At 69.1% G+C, this 19756-nt stretch carries 13 protein-coding genes and 1 riboswitch; of the genes, 7 read left to right on the forward strand and 6 right to left on the reverse strand.

What is annotated here, in order from left to right; genetic code table 11:
* The first annotated feature begins 200 nt into the window (after window positions 1-200).
* Window positions 201-734 carry an inorganic diphosphatase gene (ppa, locus tag LDO26_RS15825; RefSeq protein ID WP_232132063.1) on the forward strand — a complete coding sequence of 178 codons (534 nt, stop codon included), beginning with the start codon at window positions 201-203 and terminating at the stop codon, window positions 732-734.
* 223 nt (window positions 735-957) lie between these two features.
* Here ppa and LDO26_RS15830 read toward each other — a convergent pair whose 3' ends face one another.
* The 3 genes from LDO26_RS15830 to LDO26_RS15840 form a co-directional block, all read right to left on the reverse strand.
* Window positions 958-3888, reverse strand: a complete 2931-nt coding sequence (locus LDO26_RS15830) for a TonB-dependent receptor plug domain-containing protein (protein ID WP_232132064.1) — start codon at window positions 3886-3888, stop codon at window positions 958-960.
* Between the two features lie 156 nt (window positions 3889-4044).
* Entirely contained in the window at window positions 4045-4965 is a 921-nt protein-coding gene (locus LDO26_RS15835) for a helix-turn-helix transcriptional regulator (protein WP_435594110.1), read from the reverse strand.
* Window positions 4966-5076: 111 nt separating this feature from the next.
* Window positions 5077-7383 (reverse strand): winged helix-turn-helix domain-containing protein, encoded by a 2307-nt coding sequence (locus tag LDO26_RS15840; protein ID WP_232132065.1) that lies wholly within the window; start codon window positions 7381-7383, stop codon window positions 5077-5079.
* 561 nt (window positions 7384-7944) lie between these two features.
* On the opposite strand from LDO26_RS15840, the gene LDO26_RS15845 reads away from it, so the two are divergent.
* Complete coding sequence (locus tag LDO26_RS15845; RefSeq protein WP_232132066.1) at window positions 7945-8709, forward strand: RNase A-like domain-containing protein; 765 nt, start codon at window positions 7945-7947, stop codon at window positions 8707-8709.
* A 26-nt stretch (window positions 8710-8735) separates the two neighbouring features.
* On the forward strand, window positions 8736-9023 hold the full coding sequence (locus LDO26_RS15850; protein ID WP_232132067.1) for a contact-dependent growth inhibition system immunity protein: 288 nt from the start codon (window positions 8736-8738) through the stop codon (window positions 9021-9023).
* A gap of 244 nt (window positions 9024-9267) precedes the next feature.
* Here LDO26_RS15850 and LDO26_RS15855 read toward each other — a convergent pair whose 3' ends face one another.
* Window positions 9268-9873 carry a DUF4136 domain-containing protein gene (locus LDO26_RS15855; RefSeq protein ID WP_232132068.1) on the reverse strand — a complete coding sequence of 202 codons (606 nt, stop codon included), beginning with the start codon at window positions 9871-9873 and terminating at the stop codon, window positions 9268-9270.
* 114 nt (window positions 9874-9987) lie between these two features.
* Window positions 9988-11865, reverse strand: a complete 1878-nt coding sequence (gene thiC / locus LDO26_RS15860) for a phosphomethylpyrimidine synthase ThiC (RefSeq protein ID WP_232132069.1) — start codon at window positions 11863-11865, stop codon at window positions 9988-9990.
* Window positions 11866-11966: 101 nt separating this feature from the next.
* Window positions 11967-12061, reverse strand: a riboswitch (TPP riboswitch).
* A 379-nt stretch (window positions 12062-12440) separates the two neighbouring features.
* Here thiC and thrA point away from each other — a divergent pair.
* The 3 genes from thrA to thrC all read left to right on the forward strand — a co-directional run bounded on the left by thrA (window position 12441) and on the right by thrC (window position 17304).
* Window positions 12441-14942, forward strand: coding sequence for a bifunctional aspartate kinase/homoserine dehydrogenase I (gene thrA / locus LDO26_RS15865; protein WP_232132070.1), 2502 nt, complete (start codon window positions 12441-12443; stop codon window positions 14940-14942).
* 34 nt (window positions 14943-14976) lie between these two features.
* Window positions 14977-15921, forward strand: a complete 945-nt coding sequence (locus LDO26_RS15870) for a homoserine kinase (RefSeq protein WP_232132071.1) — start codon at window positions 14977-14979, stop codon at window positions 15919-15921.
* Window positions 15922-16014: 93 nt separating this feature from the next.
* Window positions 16015-17304, forward strand: coding sequence for a threonine synthase (gene thrC, locus LDO26_RS15875; RefSeq protein WP_232132072.1), 1290 nt, complete (start codon window positions 16015-16017; stop codon window positions 17302-17304).
* 114 nt (window positions 17305-17418) lie between these two features.
* Here the strand turns inward: thrC and LDO26_RS15880 are convergent, their stop codons facing one another.
* Complete coding sequence (locus tag LDO26_RS15880) at window positions 17419-17793, reverse strand: BON domain-containing protein (protein ID WP_232132073.1); 375 nt, start codon at window positions 17791-17793, stop codon at window positions 17419-17421.
* A gap of 110 nt (window positions 17794-17903) precedes the next feature.
* On the opposite strand from LDO26_RS15880, the gene LDO26_RS15885 reads away from it, so the two are divergent.
* Window positions 17904-19085 (forward strand): DNA topoisomerase IB, encoded by a 1182-nt coding sequence (locus tag LDO26_RS15885; RefSeq protein WP_232132074.1) that lies wholly within the window; start codon window positions 17904-17906, stop codon window positions 19083-19085.
* The last annotated feature ends 671 nt before the right edge of the window (window positions 19086-19756 follow it).

Genomic DNA, 19756 nt, shown 5'->3' on the forward strand with positions numbered 1-19756 from the left:
GTATCGAGTATGGGAAGTCGGATGTCATATGTACGCATCCGTATGGACCCGTCCAACTAGGGCATACCCGAGGGCAGCGCCCGTGCACGCGGTTTCCCCGGCAACCATTTCCCGCCCGTGCCCACCACCGGCGCGCTGCGCCGCAGCATGGTTGCGCGTAAACTTGTGCCCCTCCTTATTGCCAATGGAACCGCACACGCATGGGCCTGGACTCCGTCCCCACCGGCAAGAATCCGCCGGACGAAATCAACGTCATCATCGAGATCCCCAAGGACGCCGAGCCCGTCAAGTACGAGGTCGACAAGGAAAGTGGCGCGATCTTCGTCGACCGCATCCTGTCCACGCCGATGCGCTACCCGTGCAACTACGGCTACGTGCCGGCCACGGTCTGCGGCGACGGCGACCCGGCCGACGTGCTGGTGGTGCTGCCGCTGCCGCTGATCCCCGGCTCGGTGATCCGCTGCCGCCCGGTCGGCGTGCTGAAGATGAGCGACGAGGCCGGGACCGACGAGAAGATCCTTGCCGTGCCGGTCGAGAAGGTGTTCGCCGGCTATGCGCACATCAGCGACATCGGGCAGGTCTCGCCGCACTGGCTCGAGCGCATCGGCCATTTCTTCGAGCACTACAAGGACCTGGAGAAGGGCAAGTGGGTCAAGCTCGACGGCTGGGCCGGCGCCGCCGAGGCCAAGCAGGTGCTGGTGGAGGCGATCGAGCGCTACAAGAACGGCGTTTGAGCTGGCGATCCAACCTGCACGGCAGGCTGCACAACGATCCGCAACAGAAAAGGCCGCCCGTGGGCGGCCTTTTCAATTTGGAGCGCACGCAAGCCCTGACGGACTGCTACTCAACTCATGAAGATGCCGCAGTTGACAGCAGTCAATGCAAGCGGTCGAAGATCCATAAAGAACTACGGCCCCTTTCGGGGCCGTAGTGCGGATCACACAGGACTTCGATGGATCAGAAGCGCTGCTGGTACTTCATGTAGACGAAGCGACCGATGTCGAAACCGCCGTAGTAGCTGTACTGGCTGTTCGGCTGCGAGTACAACACTTGGCCTTCGCGGTTGAACACGTTGTTCGCACCCAGCGAGATCGTGGCATTCCACGGTGCACGGTAGCGGATCTGCACGTCGTTGAACGTGTTCGAACCCGTCTGGTTGAGCGGCTGCGCACCGGTGTCCGGGGCGATGTGGTTGGGCAGATTGCACTCCGGGCCGCCGGTCTGATCGTACGCACAGTTCTCCTTGATGCTGGAGAAATAGCGCATGCCCCAGGTTGCGCCGAAGTCGCCATAGTCCCAGGTCAGCTGCAGGTTCGAGCGGATGCGGAAGTTGCCGCCAAAGCCGGTGTAGACCTGCGTCGGGTTCTCGCCGGTGTCGTCGACCTGCTCGTTGAGATACGAGGTGTAGGTCGTCTGCCAGTTGGCACCGAAGTCGCCGAAGCTGGTCTCACGCAGGCGGTAGTTGACTTCGAGGTCATAGCCTTCCGTCTCCAGCCAACCGGAGTTGAGCATGCCCCACTGTGCGTCGACGATCTCACCCGTCGCGTCACGGGTGAAGAAGTCGCAGCGCGACTCGATGCCACGCTGGTAGCAGTCATCGAGGATCAGGGTCAGCGCGTCGGAGCGGATGGCGTTCTCGATGCGGACGTTCCACCAGTCGAGCGAGATGTCCAGGCCATCGACGAACTCCGGGCTCCAGACCAGGCCCAGCGTCTTGGTGACCGCGGTTTCCGGCAGCAGGTCCGGGTTCGCACCGACCATGTACATCGCATTGGACTGCTGGCCTGGCTGCGTGGCCAGACCGCCACCCTGCACGACCTGGCGGTAGCCGGCCGGGATGTTCGGATCGGCGGCGCAGCGGGCGGCGGTTGCTGGGTTGACGACGGCGTTGCCGAATGTGGTGTCGCAGGGATCGGTGTAGTAGGTGTAGGTGCCTGACAGGCCACCGTACAGGTCGCCGATCACCGGCGCGCGGAAACCTTCGCCGTAATTACCACGTACCAGCAGCTGGTCGATCGGCCTCCAGGTGAAGCCACCCTTGAGGTTGGTGGTATCACCGAACGTGTCGTAGTCGGAGTAACGACCGGCGACGTTAATGGTCAGTTCCTGCGCGCCCGGCAGGTCGGACAGCAACGGCACGTTGAGCTCGAGGTAGGCCTCGTCGAGGCTGTACTGACCTTGGGTGAGGCCGGCGGCGTTCGACGTGGTGGTGCCGTTCTGCATCATCGCGTCGGGCGAGTACATCGCCGATTCCTTGCGATGCTCGAGACCCGCGGCGAAACCCAGCGGGCCAGCCGGGAGTTGCACGATCGAACCGGAGATGTCGGCCGAGAACACCTGGGTCTCGGACTCGGAGAGCGACTGGTTACGCGCGAACAGGAAGTTCTGCACGTTGGGATCAGCCAGCGTATTGGGGCCAGCATCGCCGAAATTGGACAGCGGATTCCAGGGCGTGCACTGTCCCGGGCTCGTACCGAGCGCGATCGGGTTGTCCGGCGTGCCGCACTGCACGACACCGTCGGCGTTGAGGAACGACGGGCCAAGCGCCTGCGCGGTGTTGATGAGGTTGAAGTCGCCGTAGCCGACCTTCGAACCCTCATTCTTGTTGTACATGTAGCCGACGCTCCAGTCGAAGAAGCGTTCGCCGACCTCGAACGCGCCTTCGAAGGCCGCCGAGAAGCGATAGGTCGTCAGCTTGTTGTTGGTGACGCGCGGCACTTCCCAGCCACGGCGGAAGAACTCGACTTCCTGTGGCGTCGCATGACTGCTCTGGTTGCCGAGCGGATTGTAGTAGCTGTCGATATCGAGGTTGGTGGGGGCGACGTCGGTCCAGGCAGCACTCTGGAAGGGGTAACCCGCGACCTGCACTTCGGTCTCGCGATGGTTGTACAACGCATCGGCGACGAACGACACGTTGTCGGTGAAGTCGAAGCGGCCCTGCGTGTAGATCGAACGACGCTCCATGCCGCTCTTGAGCATCATCTGCTCGTTGGAATTCGCCAGGTCGTTGTCGTCAGTGACATGATAGTCGGCAAAGTTGCGGGAATCGCCACCGCGATCCAGGGTCATCAGGTCACCGTAGATCGGGTCGCCGTCATCGTCGGTCCCGATGATCAGATTCGAGATCGTGCCGTACTGGCTGACGACGCTCCGACCGGCAGTCGGATGGAAGGGACCACTGCCGGTGCGGCTGTAGGCACGGTCCTTCGCCCAGACCGGATCTTCCTTCGAGTACTGCGCACTGAAGAGCAGCGAGCTGCGCTCGCTGGTCGAGCCGATCGTGAAATCGCCACTGGTGATCGCCCCGTCGCCCTGCGTGTTCTGGCCGAAGTAGACATTCCCTTCGGCGCCATCGAAGTTCTTGCGCGTGATGATGTTGACCACGCCGGCGACCGCGTCCGAGCCGTACAGGGTCGACGCGCCATCCTTCAGGACTTCGATGCGCTCGACGATCGAGGACGGAATCGAAGCGACGTCCTGCAGACCTTCAGCGTTGATGCCCAGGCGCTTGCCGTCCAGCAGGATCAGCGTGCGGCTGGGCCCGAGGTTGCGCATGTCGATGTAGGAACCGCCGGCGCTTTCGTTCGATGCCAGCACGGACGAACGGCTGAACGCCGGGCTACCAGCGGACGAAATGTTCTGCAGGATGTCGGAAACCGACTGGAAACCCTGCTCTTCGATCTGCTGGCGATTCATGACGAAAACGGGCTGCGCCGTTTCGGTTTCGACCGAGCGGATGCGCGAGCCGGTGACCTGGATGCGGTCGAGTTCGGTGGTGCCGGCGCCCTGCGTCGCCTGGTCCTGCGCGTGCGCGGCGACCGGGGCAAGTGCGAACACGATGGCGGCGGGCAACAGGCCCTTCCGCATCGCGGGAGTGCGAAGGTTCATCAAGTTTCTCTCTCCAGAGTGTGTTGCGTTAGTGACGCGTTAAGACGCCATACGCACGGTAAGGCGACGACCCCACACGTCGCTTTGCCGGCATCGCCAGATGGCTTTGCCGAATCTGGCGTAATGCCGGAAAGCCCGTCGCGAAGGCGACCTCCGTCACACCCGCGTGTTATGTCCGCGTTGCGCTTGCGTTGATTTGGTGGCGCCGTTCGCGGCGCGCAACGCGATGCTGCGATAGCGGGTCGCCGGCACGCCGAACCGCGACTTGAACGCACGCGCGAAGCTGCAGCAGTTGTCGAATCCGCTGGCCGCGGCCACTTCCCCGACGGTCATCGAGGTGTCGCGCAACAGGTCGGCCGCACGTTCCAGACGCAGCCGCACCGACAGCGCCTGCGGGCTTTCGTCGTAGAGCGTGTGGAAGGCCTTGGAGAAGTACCAGCTGGAGAAGCTGGTCAGGTCGGCGAGTTCGCTGATGCGCACCACCCGGTCGCTGTGACCTTCCAGATACAGGTGCGCACGCTGCATGCGCCCGAACACCTGGCGCCTGCGGCTGCGCGAGCGGCCCGGGCAGCGGCGCACGCGCGCGGCAAGCTCGCGCTGCATCGCCGCCAGCCGCAGCAGCAGCGGCCTGACGGCCAGGTCGTCGCCAGCATCGGGCGTGGCCGCCTCGCGCCAGACCCGCAGCAACGGGCGAAGCTCGCGCAGCGCCATGCGGCCGCGTCCGGCGTACAGCGCGCTGCCGTCCAGTGCTTCGAGCGCCTGCAGCGTGTCGGCCTCGATCAGCAGGCCGATGCACAGGCCGCGCGCGCCGCTCTGCACGACCGGCACCGACTCCCTCTCGAATGCCATCCAGTCGCCGCGTCGCATGCGGAAGCGGCCCTCGCGCGACTCGATCCAGCCATCACCCTGGACCTGCATCCAGATGCTGAACACAGGCCGGGACACCTTGAGCATGCCCAGACGGGCGCAGGCCGCGCGGGATGTCGCCGGCGCCTCGGTCTCGGGGGCGGCCGTATCGTCGGCTGCGGCAATATGGAGAAGCTGGCCGCGATCGGCCCAGAACGTGGAATGCTGCATGACGCCACCATCGAAAGGAAACAGTGGCGGCTTTTTGCCGAATCTGGCGCGCGGATATCCGAATTCCCGCGCAATCTTTCACGAAATCCAGGCGGCGTTCTTCCGAAAACGTTACGAATCCGATTTCTTCAATCCATTCAACCAGTTGGCGAACATCGTCCGTCGCGAACCAAGTGGCCGGGGGGCGGGCATGAAGGCGATATCGGTCCCGTCCTGCTCGGCGAGGGCGACATAGGCCACGCCCGAAACCGGATCCGCGCTGAACCCGTTGACTGCATTGCGAGCCTGGGCGGCCAGGCAACCCGGCTGCGACACCTCGCCGCGCGTCACATTCAGCTGGCTCAGCTGGGAATGGCAACCGGGCCCCATATGCAGATAACTGACGCCGCCGTTGATCAAGGCCCAGCTGCGGTAACGCCATCGGCTCGGCACATTGGCGATCGCGCGGGCCGTGGACGGCTGCAGCGTGGCGCCGATCTCCCAGAGGCCGTCGCTGTCGAGCCGGGTGAACAGCACCTTGTCGCGCGCCGCGTCGTAGCGCGCATTGGAGACGCCTTCGATCGCGGCCAGCGCACGCCAGTCCGCGCCACTGCGGTCGTACAGCGTCAGCCGGGTCCCGCCGCCCTGCTCGTCCAGCACCAGCAGCCGGGTGCTGCCCCCTGCATACAGCGCCAGCCGCGGACGCTCGACAGGCACCGGCAGTTCGTCCACCGCGCCGGTTGCCGGCGTGACTTCGTAGATGACCGGGGTATCGTCGTCGCGCACGGCCGCCACCAGCAACTGCGCACTGTCGTCGGACCAGACCGGGGCCTGGCGGGTATCGGGACGGATCCGCTCGATCGGGCGCAGCGATTCCGGACTCGCCAGATCGGCCCACCACAGTTCGAAGCTGCCGGCACGGTCCGACGAGAACACCAGCTGGCGGCCATCCGGCGACACGGTGGGCTGGGTGTCGCGGCCCGAGGAGGCGAATACGCGCTCGGGCGCGTCGGATCCCGCGGGATCCACGCGGTAGATGCCGAATTCCGGGTTGCGGTGCACGAACGCCATCATCTCCCCGCGGCGCGATACGGTCGGCCCCTGCGCATCGTCGATACCAAGGTCGCGCATGTCGCCGGAAGCGATGTCGAACGTGTACAGCCGTGACTGGGTATCCACCCGCATGCCGAAGACCAAGCGCCGACCGCTGTCGAGCCAGCTCCAGCCGCGGATCTCGGCCCCGAGCCGGGTCAACTGTTCGGCCGGGCCGCCCCCGGCGGGAATCCGCCACAGGTCGCCGAGCTGGGGGTTGCGCACGAACACGATCCACTTGCCGTCGGGCGAATAGCGCGGACGATAGTCCACGCTGCCGGCGGCCATGTCGTAGTCCAGCGCCTGCCACTGGCCCGATGCCGGGTCGAGCAGGCGGATTCCCCTGCCGGCGGAGTCACCGGTCATCGTCCCGAACACCAGCGCCGTACCATCGGGCGACCAGTCGAAACTGAGCAGATCGCTGCCGTCGCAGCGCGTGACCTCGCGTTCCTCGCCCGCCCCCACGGCCGCCACCAGCAGGATCCGGCAGGAACCGTCCGGCAGCCAGCGGGCGAATGCGATCTCGCGCCCGTCCGGCGACCATGCCGGCAGGTCGTCGCGTACGCCGATCCCGGGGTGCGTGAGCTGCCGCGGCGGCGCACTCGTGGTCGTCTGCACCAGGATGGCGCTGCCGGTGGCGTCGCCGTCTTCGCGGCGCTCGCTGTCCGACGCGCTGTAGGCCAGCATCGAGGCATCCGGCGACAGCGTGGGCGACAATTCGAATCCGGCGGCATTGGTGATCAGGCGATACGGTTTGGCCGGGCCGGAAACAGCGGCCACGAGACCTGTCTGCGACCGCGTCGGCGCGTGCAGCGCCGCCACCATCACGCCGACCACCATCACCGCCAGCAGCAGCGCGGCCGTCGTCCCGAGCAGCAGCCGGTCGCGACGGCGTGGAGCGGCAGTCTGCGGGAGGGTCGCGGCCGACGCCTCCGTCACCGTGGCAGCGCGCGGTTCCGGCGCGGATCGGGAATCGCCCGGAACCGCCGCCACCAAGCCCGCCTCTTCGACAGCCGGTGGCGCGCTGGCGGACATCGGCACATCGATGTCCGCGTGCTCCAGGACCTCCACCGGCACTGTCAGCCGATATCCGGTCTTGGCGATGGTTTCGATATAGCGACGCCCTTCGGCAGCGCCGACCGTGCCCGCCCCGAACGCCTTGCGCAGTTGCGTGACCGCCTGGGTCAACACGTCGTCGGTCGGCAGGGTGTCCGGCCAGGCGCGGGCCAGCAGTTCGGTCCGACTGACCACCCGTCCCTGCGCGTCGACCAGCAGCCGCAGCACCATCATCGCCTTCGGCGTGACCCGGCGGCTGCCACGTGCGCCCGGCATCTCGATCTCGCGCATGGCCACGTCGACCACACCCGCACCGATCCGTATGCGGATGTGATCACCGGCGACAGGAGTGGACGTGTCTTGCATGCACAGGCACCGCACCAAACCATGAAGGATAGAAAGCACACGCTGAACGGCGCGTAGCGAACCGACTCAAATCGCAAAAAGTTCCGCCATTGCATGCCGTAAATCCGTGCCAACGACGACAAGCCGCATTGACGGGCAGTGGAACCGCAATCGCATCGCCCTGGACTGAATGCGCGATCCCGCCGATTGCCCCGGAAAGATCGCAATTGCGGGGCCCGGCGGCGAATGCCAAAGGTCACCCGGTGCCGCGCCTGCAACGCATCGCCGGTATCGCGACAGCGATCAGCTGTCCACGTGCCGGACGCAACGCGCAAGAACAAGAAGAGGATGCCGGCCATGTCGACGGGTGCCACAACGCGGCAATGCGGCTCGATGACACACGCAGACCGGCATCCGATCTGCCGCGACACTAGGGTCAGCACCAGCTGACCAGCCGCGCGCCGGCCGCCTAATCTCGCGGTTTCCCCCATACAGGGCTCTCTCCCCATGGATGCCACCGCCGCCTGGTCCGCAGGCGCCTTCCCGGCCACGACCTCACTGCATGCCGGCACTGCCGCGTCCGATCCGCTGTCGCTGGCCGCCGCCTCGCGCGACACGCTCGATGCCCACCTCGATGCCCTGCTCGACAGCGGTGGCATCGGGGACTTCCTCGACCAGACTGCGGACGCCATCACACTTTCCGAGCGCAGTCCGGTGTTCGCCGACGAACTGGCGCCGCTGCTCGGCGACATCCGCGATGCACTGTCCGCGCTGCCCGCCGGACAACTGTCGCGCGTGGAGCGCGATGCCGTGGAGGCCACCATCGACCGGCTCGACGCGCACCTGGGCGTGGGCGAGGGCCCGGACGCACCCGACGGCACCGCGCAGGTGCCCGGCGGTGGCCTGCAGGCGCACGAGGACGTCGGCGGCCACCTGATCGAACGCCATGTCGGCAAGAGCGAGCAGTGGCTGGTCGACCGCGTCAACCGCGACAACATCAGCGCCGCGTCCAGCTTCCGCGACCTGCCCGAGGCCGAGCACTTCGTGTCCGAAACCATCGCCGAACACCAGGACAGCATCGATGCCTGGGTCGACGGCCAGGGCGGCAACCGCCTGGTGATCGACTCGACCTACGATGCCAGCACCGGCATCTCGGTGAGCCGCGGACAAAGCGAAGCGGTCGACGTCTTCTCGGTCCGGCTGGTGCTGGAGCGGTCGAATCAGCTCGACACCGGCTATAGAATCGTCACCGGCTATCCCAACAAGCCCTGACCCTTCGCCACCCGCAGTAGGCCCGAATGAGCGACTACCCCGCATTGCAGAACTTCCTGTCCGGCTATTTCCACCAGGACTGGCGGGACGAGCATGACACCGCCGATGCGGTCGTCGACTACTACCGTGGCAGCGAGTCTCCGGAACAGGTGGCGCAGACGCGGGCCGAGGCGGAAGCGCTGCTGGGCCAGGATCTCGACGAGGGCGCGCTCGGCGAAAAGCTGCAGGCGCTGGGCAGCGAGTACGACCCGACCCGCGACGGCGCCACCTGGCGCGGCTGGCTGCAGCGCGTTGCGCAGGCACTGGCCGGCTGAGCGGATCTCCGGCCGCGGGAACTTCCGGATACGCAAAAGGCGGGCCATGGCCCGCCTTTCTCGTTCTGCTGCAAAATCCGGGGAAGACGCCCCGATCCTGCGTAGGTCGGCCCCTGCGGCCGGCGCGCGCAACGCCGGCTACGGTCAAGGGATCCCGGGGGGCGGGACAGTCTCGCAGGTCGGCCCCGCGCGGCCGACGTGCGCAGCTGCACCGGCATCGAACCGGTGTGCCACTGCCTGCAACCTACAGCGTCGCGCCGGGGGTGCCTGCCTGGTGCGGGTAGCTGGCGAAGATCTCGGCGATCGTGCTGTTGATCCGCGCCGCGCGCTGCTCGGGCTTGAGATTCGCGACGCGACCCACGGCGACACCTTCCCAGACCAGGCGCTTCTGCCGCGCATCGACCAGGTCGACGTTCATCGTGCCCTCGGTGTAGCGATAGACCTGGGTGCGCTCGTTCCAGTACGGCACCGCGAAATAACCGCGGTGGCGGTAGCTGTAGTAGTACGCATAGTCGACCGTCGGGTAGCTGCTGACGTCGGTGCGACGCTCCATGTAGGCGTTGATGTTGACCCACAGGTCGGGCGCGTCCTCGCTGTAGGTGTAGCCGCGACGTTCCATCTCGGTGCGGACCGCGGCCTTGGTGATCTCGCTGGTCGCGGTTTCGTAGCCTTCGCTTTCGATCGCCAGCGGCGAGTAGAACGACCAGGTGCGGTAGGCGGAGAAATCGGCGCGCGGATCGGCCTCGGTGGTGATGCGCGGGCCGGTGGCGCAACCGGCGAGCAGCACCAGTGCGCACAGGCCCGCAAGCCAGACGGCGAGGCGTCGCGACCTGCTCGGTTTGGTGCTCATGTCGGATCTCCCTGTTGTTGGGGGAACAGTGCCAGCGTGTCCCGATACGCGTCCTGAACATACGCCGCCTGCCGTCGAGCGGGTGCGACGGCACGATGAACGGTTCAGGCCGCGTCACTCCCGATGGTAGACCTCGGCGCCGGCGGCGCGGAACTCGGCCGACTTCTGGGCCATGCCGGCGGTTAGCGCGGCCGATGCCTCGACCCCGAGCCCGGACGCGTAGTCGCGCACGTCCTGGGTGATCTTCATCGAGCAGAAGTGCGGGCCGCACATCGAGCAGAAGTGCGCGGCCTTGTGCGCGTCCTTGGGCAGGGTCTCGTCATGGAAGGCCTCGGCCTTCTCCGGGTCGAGGCCGAGGTGGAACTGGTCCTGCCAGCGGAACTCGAAGCGCGCCTTGGACAGCGCGTTGTCGCGCACCTGAGCACCCGGATGCCCCTTGGCGAGGTCGGCCGCGTGCGCGGCGATCCTGTAGGCCATGATGCCGTCGCGCACGTCCTCGCGGTTGGGCAGGCCGAGATGCTCCTTCGGCGTCACGTAGCAGAGCATCGCGGTGCCGTACCAGCCGATCATCGCCGCGCCGATCGCCGAGGTGATGTGGTCGTAACCCGGGGCGATGTCGGTGGTCAGCGGTCCCAGCGTGTAGAACGGCGCCTCGCCGCACTCGCGCAGCTGCTTGTCCATGTTCTCCTTGATCAGCTGCATCGGCACGTGACCGGGGCCTTCGATCATGGTCTGCACGTCGTGCTTCCAGGCGATCTTCGTCAGTTCGCCCAGCGTCTCCAGCTCGCCGAACTGCGCGGCGTCGTTGGCGTCGGCGATGCAGCCCGGGCGCAGCCCGTCGCCGAGCGAGAAGGCCACGTCGTAGGCCTTCATGATCCCGCAGATGTCCTCGAAGTGCGTATAGAGGAAACTCTCGCGATGATGCGCCAGGCACCACTTGGCCATGATCGAGCCGCCGCGCGAGACGATGCCAGTCACCCGCTTCGCCGTCAGCGGCACGTAGCGCAGCAGCACGCCGGCGTGGATCGTGAAGTAGTCGACGCCCTGCTCGGCCTGCTCGATCAGCGTGTCGCGGAAGATCTCCCAGGTCAGCGCCTCGGCGCGGCCGTCCACTTTTTCCAGCGCCTGGTAGATCGGCACCGTGCCAATCGGCACCGGCGAGTTGCGGATGATCCACTCGCGGGTCTCGTGGATGTGCTTGCCGGTCGACAGGTCCATGACCGTGTCGCCGCCCCAGCGGATCGCCCAGACCAGCTTCTCCACTTCCTCGGCGATCCCGGAACTGACGGCAGAATTGCCGATATTCGCGTTGATCTTGGTCAGGAAGTTGCGGCCGATGATCATCGGCTCGCTCTCGGGATGGTTGATGTTGTTCGGCAGGATCGCGCGGCCGCGCGCGATCTCGTCGCGCACGAACTCCGGGGTGATGACCTGCTGGATGCTGGCGCCGAAGGCTTCGCCCGGATGCTGGCTGCGCAGCATCGCGTCGTGCACCCGCTCCAGCCGCTGGTTCTCGCGGATCGCGACGTATTCCATCTCCGGGGTGACGATGCCGCGCCGGGCGTAGTGCATCTGGGTCACGTTCGCGCCGGCCTTCGCGCGCCGCGGCAGCGCGCGTGCCGGGAAGCGCACCGCGTCGAGCCTCGCATCGGTTTCGCGCGAGCGCCCGAACGACGAACTCAAGGCAGGCAAGACCTCGGTGTCGCCGCGCTCCTCGATCCAGCGCGCGCGCATCGGCGCGAGGCCTGCGGCGAGATCGATCACGACGTCGGGATCGGTGTACGGCCCGGACGGGTCGTAGACGGTGACCGGCGGATTGCCCTCGCCGCCGAACAGCGTCGGCGTGCGGGTCTGCGCGATCTCGCGCATCGCCACGCGCAGGTCCGGGCGCGAGCCCTCGACGTGGATCTTGCGCGAGCCCGGGATCGGGCGGGTCACCGATTCGGACAGCAGTCCGGTCTGCTGCAGCAGGGTGGAGGGCACGGCAGTCATGGCATTCGTCCTGTGGCTTGTTCGCTGGGAACGGGACGAAGCGGCGGCGCGGGGCAACTGCGGGATGTCTATCGCGCACGAGGCGCGGAAGACGGTCCTGCGGCAGGTCCTGCGAAGCTTCCCTACGCCGGTATCAGCCGGATCAGGTTCGAAGGGACTGTCTCAACCGGCCACGCCGGTACCCCCGCTTCGCGGCCATTACACCGCGAATCGCAGGCGTCTGTCACGGCGCGTCGGCAGATGTCTCAAGCCCGGGCGGGGCAAACGGTTTCGCCGTCAACTGTTGACAGCCCGTGAAGCGCCGTGGTGTGCTGCGGCCCATGATGCATCGCACAACGCCTCCGCAGCGCCTGCCCCGCACCGGTATTTCCGGTACGTCGGCGTGTGCTGCGATCGGCCGCGTTGTAATTGGCATTACCACCATCGTCACCACCACCGGCACCGGTATCACCGGCCCCGGGATGTGGATGCGCGCCGCCAGTTGACCTGACCTCGCCGCTCCGCATCCCGCCCGGGATGCGGATCCGCGCGATCCCGCCCGAGCGAAGACGCGGAGCCCAACCGGAGCTCCAAAGATGTCGTCCGCCGTTCTGTCCGAAGTCCCTCTCGCCGCCGCACCGGCACAGCCCCCGGCGCTCGCCTGCCATGTCCACAAGTTCGGCGGCAGCAGCCTCGCCGATGCGGCCTGCATCCGCGCCCTGGCCGGCCTGGTCGCCGACGACGCGCGCCTGCGTCCGGTCGTGGTCTCGGCGATGCACGGCACGACCAATGCGCTGGTCGCCCTGGCCGATGCCGCGCGCGGCGGCGCCGACTGGAAGCCGGGCTGGGATGTGCTGCGGCAACGCCATCTCGACACCGCGTCCGCGTTCGAGGCCGCGCCCGCCGGTTCGCTGCACGCGGCGATCGAGGGCGAGTTCGCGCTGCTGGCCGACGACCTGCAGGCACTGGCCGGCGGCAGCGGCGACATGGCGAAACTGGATGCCCGCATCCACGGCGCCGGCGAGCTGCTGTCCTCGCGCCTGGTCCAGGCCGCGCTCGGGCCGGGCTGGCAGCGGCTGGATGCGCGCGACGTGCTGGTGGTCCAGGCCGGCGAGATGGGCGCGTCGGTCGACTGGGACGCCAGCCGCGCCAGGCTCGCGCAGTGGCGGCTGGCCAACGCGCCGCGCGACGTGGTGGTCACCGGCTTCGTCGCGCGCGACGCACAGGGCCGCGCGACCACGCTCGGGCGCAACGGCAGCGACTATTCCGCGGCGATCTTCGCCAACCTGTTCGACGCCGACGCGCTGACCATCTGGACCGACGTCGACGGCGTGCTGTCGGCCGACCCGCGGCTGGTGCCCGACGCGGTGTGCCTGGATGCGATGTCGTATGCGGAAGCCTGCGAGCTGGCCTATTTCGGCGCCAAGGTGCTGCATCCGCAGACGCTGGCACCGGTGCAGGGACGCGGCGTGCCGGTGCGCATCCGCAACAGCCGCAACCCGGCCGCGCCGGGCACCCTGATCGCGCCCGACAGCGCGCCGGCCGCGTCGCCGGTCAAGGGCCTGAGCCTGGTACCCGATGTCGCGGTGCTGGAACTGGTCGGCAACGGCCTGGTCGGCGTGCCGGGCATGGCCGAGCGCATGTTCGCCGCGCTCAACCGCGCCGGGGTGTCGGTGACGATGATCTCGCAGGGCTCCTCGGAGCATTCGATCTGCTGCGTGGTCCGCGCCGACCAGGCCGAACGCGGGCGGGACGCCATCGTCGCCGCCTTCGCCGACGCGATCGTCGACGGCCAGGCCCAGGGCGTCGCGGTGACCCACGACCTGTGCGTGCTGGCGGCGGTCGGCGACGGCATGGTCGGCACCCAGGGCGTCGCGGCGCGACTGTTCGACGGGCTGGCGCAGGCGCGGGTCAACATCCGCGCGATCGCCCAGGGCGCGAGCGAGCGCAACATCTCGGTCGCGATCGCGCAGGCCGACGCGACCCGCGCGCTGCGCGCCGCGCATGCCGCATTCTGGCTGTCGCCGCAGACGGTGTCGGTCGGCGTGATCGGTCCCGGCCAGGTCGGCAAGGCGCTGCTGGCGCAACTGGCCGGCGTGCTGCCGGGGCTGCGCGCGCAGTCCGGCGTCGACCTGCGCCTGCGCGGCGTGGCCAGCAGCCGGCGCATGCACCTCAGCGACGGCGCGCTCGATCCCGCGCACGCGGTCGACGCACTGCGGGGCGAGGCCGGCCAGCCCTGCGATCTCGACGCGTTCGCCGCGCATATCCGCGCCAGCCACCTGCCGCACGCGATGATCGTCGACTGCAGCGCCAGCGACGCGGTCGCCGCCCGCTACCCGCAATGGCTGGCCGCCGGCATCCATGTCGTCACCCCGAACAAGCACGCCGGCAGCGGCGACTGGGCGCGCTACGCGGCGATCGCCGCCGCGCGCCGCAGCGGCCAGAGCCGCTTCCTCTACGAGGCCACCGTCGGCGCCGGCCTGCCGGTGATCTTCACCCTGCGCAACCTGCTCGACACCGGCGACACCCTGCACGGCATCGACGGCATGCTGTCGGGCACGCTGGCCTGGCTGTTCAACAGCTTCGACGGCAGCCGCCCGTTCTCGGCGCTGGTGCGCGAGGCGCGCGCACTCGGCTACACCGAGCCGGACCCGCGCGACGACCTGTCGGGCCTGGACGTCGCGCGCAAGCTGGTGATCCTGGCCCGCGAGGCCGGACGGCCGCTGTCGCTGGACGATGTCGCGGTCGAAAGCCTGGTGCCGGAGGCACTGCGCGAGGTGCCGGTCGAGGCGTTCCTGGACCGCCTGGAGGAGATGGACGTGCCGATGCAGGCACGGCTGGACGCGGCCCGCGCCGACGGCTGCGGCCTGCGCCACATCGCCAAGCTCGACCAGGGCGGCCACGCCAGTGTTGGCGTCCGCGCGCTGCCGGCCGATCATGCATGCATGCATACCCGCCTGACCGACAACCTCGTGCAGTTCACCACCGCCCGCTACGCCGACAATCCGCTGGTCGTGCAGGGGCCGGGGGCCGGCCCGCAGGTCACCGCGGCGGGCGTGTTCGGCGATGTGCTGGCGATCGCCCATGCCCTGCGCTGATTCCCTGTCCCCCCCCGTTCCGGCCACGACGTCCATGACCACGCCCCGCATCACCGCGTTCGCGCCCGCCAGCGTCGGCAACATCGGCGTCGGCTTCGACCTGCTCGGCCACGCGGTCGACGGCCCGCGCGACCGCGCCACGGTGCGCCGCATCGACGAGGACACGGTCCGCATCGAGGCGATCCGCGGCGATGTCGCGGGCGTCGACCGGCTGCCGCTGGATGCTGATGCCAACACCGCCGGCCGCGCGCTGCAGTCGCTGCGCGCCGCGCTCGGCCTGCCGTTCGGTTTCGCGGTGCAGCTCGACAAGGGCATCCCGCTCGGTTCCGGCCTCGGCGGCTCGGCCGCGTCCTGCGTGGCCGCGGTGGTCGCCGCGAACGCGCTGCTCGACGCGCCGCTGCCGCGCGAGGCGCTGTACCCGTTCGCGCTCGACGGCGAGGCGATCGCCAGCGGCAGCCGGCATGGCGACAACGTCGCGCCGATGCTGCTCGGCGGCGTGGCGATGGCGACCCCGGACCTCGCGCTGCCGCTGCCGACGCCGGACTGGCTGCATGCGGTGGTCGTGCATCCGGACCAGATCCTGGAGACGCGGCGCTCGCGCGAGGTGCTGGCCGCGCCCTTCGATCTGCACACCGTCGTCGCCCACAGCACCCACCTCTGCCTGTTCCTGACCGGCCTGCAACGCGGCGACATCGGGCTGCTGCGCGCCGGCCTGCGCGACGTACTGGTGGAACCACGCCGCGCGGCGCTGATCCCCGGCTTCGCCGAGGTCAAGGCGGCGGCGCTCGGCCATGGCGCGATCGGCGCCAGCATCTCCGGCGGCGGGCCCAGCGTGTTCGCCTGGTTCGCGTCCGAGGCCGAGGCGCGCGCCGCCGCGCCGGCGATGCGCCGGGGTTTCGTCGACCGCGGCATCGACGCGCGCGCCTACGTCACCCCGGTCAACGGCCCGCGCGCCGAGGTGATCGCGTCTCCCGACTGATCGACACGCACCTCCAGCGCCCTTCACCCGCATGCGGGAGAAGGGGCTGACCACACAACCTCCCACGTTCTCCCTTTCCAAGGCATCCGATCCATGCAGTTCGTCAGTACCCGCGGCGGCGTCGCGCCCACGCCGTTCGACACCGCGCTCGTCGCCGGGCTCGCACCCGATGGCGGGCTGTATGTCCCCGAAGAACTCCCGCGCATCGACCTCGCCACGCCCCGCGCCACGCTGCCCGCCACTGCCGAAGCCGTGCTGGCGCCCTATCTGGCGGCATCGACGCTGCGCACGCAGCTGCCTGCGCTGTGCGCCGAGGCCTTCGCCTTCGACGCGCCGCTGCGGCCGCTGCGCGGCGCCGGCGACCACGTGCTCGAACTGTTCCACGGGCCGACCGCGGCGTTCAAGGACTACGCCGCGCGCTTCCTTGCCGCAGCGCTCGGCGCGCTGCGCGTACCCGATGCACCGGACACGACGATCGTCGTCGCGACCTCGGGCGACACCGGCGCCGCGGTCGCCGCCGCGTTCCATCGCCGGCCGGGCTTCCGCGTCGCCATCCTCTATCCCGAAGGCAAGGTCTCGCCGCGCCAGGCGCACGGCCTGGAGTGCTGGGGCGACAACGTGCAGGCCTACCGCGTCGCCGGCAGCTTCGACGACTGCCAGCGGCTGGTGAAGCAGGCGCTGTCGTATACCGACCTGCGTGCACGGCGCCCGCTGGGCTCGGCCAACAGCATCAGCCTCGGCCGACTGCTGCCGCAGGCCGCCTACTATGCGCACGCCGCGGCGGCGCATTTCGCGCGCAGCGGCCGCGCGCTGCACTTCATCGTGCCGACCGGCAACCTCGGCAACGCCTGCGCCGCGCTGGTGGCCCAACGCATGGGCGCGCCGATCGGCGGCCTGCACCTGGCCTGCAATGCCAACGACACGCTGCCACGCTTCCTCGACGGCGCCGGCTATGCGCCGCAACCCACGCGCGCGACGCTGGCCAACGCGATGGACGTCGGCGCACCGAGCAACATCGAACGGCTGCGGCACTGGTTCGCCGACGACGACCAGCTGCGCCGGACGCTGCAGGCCACGTCGGTCGACGATGCGACGATCCGCGAGGTGATCGCCACCGCGCCGGCGCGCCACGGCATCGTCGCCTGCCCGCATACCGCGACCGGACTCGAGGTGCTGCAGCGCCTGCGTGGCAGTGGCGACACCCGCGACTGGGCAATCGTCGCCACCGCGCATCCGGCGAAGTTCGACAGCATCGTCGAGCCGCTGGTCGGCCACGCGGTCGCGGTACCCGATGCGCTGGCCGCATGCCTTGCGCGCCCCGCGCAGTCACGGCCGCTCGCCATCGACGATGCCGCTTTGCGCGAGGTGCTGCTGGCCGGCTGAGGCACGCGGGCCGGCACAAAGCCGGCGGCGTGCCGATGCCGGAAACGATGACGCCTCCCGCACACGGGGTGCGGGAGGCGCCGGAACAGCGTGCAGCGGTTGCCGCGCGAAAATTTACCGGGCAGCAGGCTTGACCTGCAGCTGGCTGGTGTCGACGCTGGTCACGCCCTTGATGCCGCGGGCGATCTCGGTGGCGCGGTCGATCTGCGCCTGGTTGTCGACCTCGCCCGACAGGCTGACCGTGCCGTTGGCGGTCTCGACGCCGATGTCGAGGCCGGACACGTGGCTGCTGGCCAGCAGGTCCGCCTTGACCTTGGTGGTGATCCAGGTGTCGGACACCGGCTGGTCGGACTCGGTGTTGGCGGCGACGGTATGGTCCTTGTGGTCGTCATGGTCCGCCCGCTCCTGCGCGGAGACGCTACCGGCGAACAGCAGCGCGGCGGTGATCGCGGGGGCCAGCAGCAGTTTCTGGACTCGATGGGTGTTCACGGTGTTCTCCAAGGGTTGGTGTGGCGCCGAGTCTCCGAGAGGCGGCGTGCCAGCCGGGTGAAGCCGGCCTGTTCACGAAGCCCTGATCGATGCGCTGTTATCAGCGGTACATGCCGCCCAAGCCTCCGTCTCCGAGCCGCACGGCGTCCACGCGCACGACACATGCCCGGACGGCGCGCACCCGCACGCCGTCGCGCGGCCGGCGCCGCGTCGCCGCCGCACCGGCGTCCGCTGCCTCCCCGGTACCGGCAGCGGATGCCGCGCGCGCCGCCGGCCTGCGCTGGGTCAGCGATGCCGAACCCGGCATCCGCCGGGTCCGCGCGGGCAAGGGCTTCAGCTACCGCCTTCCCGACGGCGCACCCGTACGCGACGCCGACACCCTGGCGCGCGTGCGCCGGCTGGCCGTGCCGCCCGCCTATACCCGGGTCTGGATCTGCCTGCGTGCCGACGGCCACCTGCAGGCGACCGGGCGCGATGCGCGCGGCCGCAAGCAGTACCGCTACCACCCCGATTGGAGCGCGGTCCGCGGCGACGGCAAGTTCGACCGCATCGTGGCGTTCGGCGCGGCGCTGCCGCGGCTGCGGCGGGCGCTGCGGCGCGATCTCGCGCTGCCCGGCTACCCGCGCGCGAAGGTGCTGGCGATCGTCGTGTCGCTGATGGCGCAGACGCTGGTGCGCGTGGGCAACGACAGCTACACCCGCAGCAACGGCTCGTTCGGCCTGACGACGCTGCGCAACCGCCATTTCGAACTGGCCCGCGCCGGGCGCGCGCGGCTGAAGTTCCGCGGCAAGAGCGGCCAGCCGCAGGAGATCGTGCTCGACGACGCCCGCCTGTGCCGGCTGGTGCGCAAGGTGCAGCAGTTGCCGGGACAGGCGCTGTTCCAGTACGTCGACGACGACGGCGCGCAGTGCGGCATCGACTCGGGCATGGTCAACGACTACCTGCGCGATGCGATGGGCGAAGGCTTCACCGCCAAGGACTTCCGCACCTGGGGCGGCACGCTGCTGGCCTTCCGCCGGTTCGCGGCAACACCCTTGCCCGAAGGCAGGACCGGGCATCCGCCGGGCGAACGCGCACTGGCGGCGGCGGAGAAGCAGGTGATCGCCGAGGTCGCCGATGCGCTCGGCAATACCGTCGCGGTCTGCCGCAAGGCCTACATCGACCCGGTGCTGTATGCCGCCTGGCGCGACGGCAGCCTGCAGCGCACGGCCGCCAGCGCGCGCGGCGCGCGGCAGTGGGAACAGGCGGCATTGAAGCTGTTGCGCCGACGGCACCACGCCGGCGGCAAGTGATGCCCCTCGCCGGCGCAATGGCTGCGCCCGCGGCGCCGACGGCGGCGAACGGTTGTCGACGTAACTGTTGACACGGCGGCGGACGCGTGTTTTTCTCGCTCCCCATGACGCATCGCAACATCCATCCGCAGACCCTGCTGGCCGCCGACTCCGGCGCCCCGGTCGCGCACGCGTCGATTCTCCTCGTAGGCCTCCTTATTACCGTCCAACCGGGCGCAGGGATGGGTTTGCGAGAATAACCGCAGACACCAAGGTCGAAAGAACCGAAACCCCGCGCCCACCAGCGCGGGGTTTTTTGTTGGTCCAACCTCCCGCGTTTCCATCCGCTCCCCGCCATACGCCAGCAACCGCACGCATCCCATGACCTGCCGCCCCGCCCCGTCGCCAGCCACGTCCCGCACCGCCTCGCGGCGCGCGTCGATGCGTGCGCGGGGCGCCGCGCAGGCCATGCGCGAAACGCAGGCGGATCGCAGCGCGGCGACATCTCGCTGTCGCGGCCGCGGCGCCTCCCGGGGCGCGATGGCCACGACCCGCCGGACGGCCGGATGGAACAGGGCAGCGCCCTCGACCACCGGCCGTCGTCGTATCCGGGCCATGCAGGGCCCGACCCGCGGCCTGCAAGCCGCGGCCTTCCGCCACCCTTCCACCCCTCCAACCGGACACCACCGCTC

Origin of the sequence: Proluteimonas luteida (assembly GCF_021191695.1) — a bacterium.
GTDB classification, from domain to species: Bacteria; Pseudomonadota; Gammaproteobacteria; order Xanthomonadales; family Xanthomonadaceae; genus Luteimonas; species Luteimonas luteida.

Bases quoted from the DNA above. Each gene is read 5' to 3' on its own strand.
- LDO26_RS15845 (WP_232132066.1), top strand. From the start codon at position 7,945: ATGGATGCCACCGCCGCCTGGTCCGCAGGCGCCTTCCCGGCCACGACC.
- LDO26_RS15870 (WP_232132071.1), top strand. From the start codon at position 14,977: ATGACCACGCCCCGCATCACCGCGTTCGCGCCCGCCAGCGTCGGCAAC.
- LDO26_RS15850 (WP_232132067.1), top strand. From the start codon at position 8,736: ATGAGCGACTACCCCGCATTGCAGAACTTCCTGTCCGGCTATTTCCAC.
- LDO26_RS15855 (WP_232132068.1), bottom strand. From the start codon at position 9,873: ATGAGCACCAAACCGAGCAGGTCGCGACGCCTCGCCGTCTGGCTTGCG.
- thrC (WP_232132072.1), top strand. From the start codon at position 16,015: ATGCAGTTCGTCAGTACCCGCGGCGGCGTCGCGCCCACGCCGTTCGAC.
- thrA (WP_232132070.1), top strand. From the start codon at position 12,441: ATGTCGTCCGCCGTTCTGTCCGAAGTCCCTCTCGCCGCCGCACCGGCA.
- thiC (WP_232132069.1), bottom strand. From the start codon at position 11,865: ATGACTGCCGTGCCCTCCACCCTGCTGCAGCAGACCGGACTGCTGTCC.
- LDO26_RS15830 (WP_232132064.1), bottom strand. From the start codon at position 3,888: ATGAACCTTCGCACTCCCGCGATGCGGAAGGGCCTGTTGCCCGCCGCC.
- LDO26_RS15840 (WP_232132065.1), bottom strand. From the start codon at position 7,383: ATGCGCGAGATCGAGATGCCGGGCGCACGTGGCAGCCGCCGGGTCACG.
- ppa (WP_232132063.1), top strand. From the start codon at position 201: ATGGGCCTGGACTCCGTCCCCACCGGCAAGAATCCGCCGGACGAAATC.
- LDO26_RS15885 (WP_232132074.1), top strand. From the start codon at position 17,904: ATGCCGCCCAAGCCTCCGTCTCCGAGCCGCACGGCGTCCACGCGCACG.
- LDO26_RS15835 (WP_435594110.1), bottom strand. From the start codon at position 4,965: ATGCAGCATTCCACGTTCTGGGCCGATCGCGGCCAGCTTCTCCATATT.